The following is a 406-nucleotide window of genomic DNA, read 5'->3' as shown; positions in this document are numbered from 1 at the left end:
GGCTACGGCGTGATCCCGCAGGAAATCAAAGAGCAGATCGGGGAAGGGCCGCGTCCGACGCATCTTTTTATCCAGGCCGGTGTCGGCGGTCTCGCGGCGGCAATGGCGACAGGCCTCAAGGACTGGCTCGCGCAACCGGCAAGGATTGTCGTCGTAGAACCCGCGACAGCGGCATGTGTCGATGTGGCAATCCGCACAGTCAAGGTCGAGCGGGTGCCTGGCGATCTGACAACGTCCGCAACGATGCTTGCCTGCGGCGAGGCAAGCCGGCCGGCGTTGAAACTGATGGCCGGGCTTGTGGACGTCGTAACCGTCGAGGAGGATCGTCTTCTGAGCGAACCACTCTTGCTGGAAGGCGCTGGCGGTCCCGCGACCACGCCGTCGGGCGCAGCCGGTCTCGCCGGGC

The 406-nt window shown here is 65.5% G+C and carries 1 protein-coding gene; it reads left to right on the top strand.

From position 1 onward, the window contains the following. Positions 1-406: pyridoxal-phosphate dependent enzyme (locus AC1DIX_RS28030; protein ID WP_477328644.1), on the top strand; the 406-nt coding region annotated here is incomplete at both ends.

This window comes from Massilia sp. 05N420 (assembly GCF_056397205.1).
The sequence above is the reverse complement of the archived record's forward strand: the minus strand, read 5'-3'. Positions and strand labels throughout refer to the sequence as shown.